Below are 489 nucleotides of genomic sequence, written 5' to 3'. Positions count from 1 at the left end.
GTCCTTAGACTAAGAATTGCATGTGATTAAAAATTTGCTTGCTTGTATGCCCACTCATCCTTTTAGAGTAGGCTTTGATGTTGGTTTACATTGCAATGCAAACTCATTCGGTTTGATGGGGTAAGCCCTTCTTGCTTGTAAAACACCAAAAGCTATTATCAACTTCGCCTCACAGCATTTAAATGGTGAATTGAATTTTTCAATCATAAAACCACGTATCTATAAGTCTTCGGTAAAGACGACTTTTGATTATCGTAGAGGCCTGTGTGATAAAAGCGTCGCTTTTGTTCTAGGGAGGGATATGGGCTCAGCCATCTCATTTCAGGAAACCTTGTACAACGATATTCCTGACATTGTCGTAGAAGTTGGGTTTAAAGGAGAGCCTCTACCCGGAATGGAAGAGATAGGTGAATACTATCGCTGCCCAGTTAAGTTCGAGCAAAACGATAATTATTTGCTCAATGACATACGTGTAATGGATATCGTCAT

The 489-nt window shown here is 39.7% G+C and carries 1 protein-coding gene; it reads left to right on the top strand.

The features are described 5' to 3' along the window. Positions 1-301: 301 nt before the first annotated feature. A partial coding sequence (locus A3756_RS04040) for a hypothetical protein (protein WP_156490255.1) occupies positions 302-489 on the top strand: 188 nt, incomplete at its 3' end.

The organism is Oleiphilus sp. HI0086 (assembly GCF_001635225.1).
This window is presented reverse-complemented; position numbering and strand designations above follow the sequence as displayed.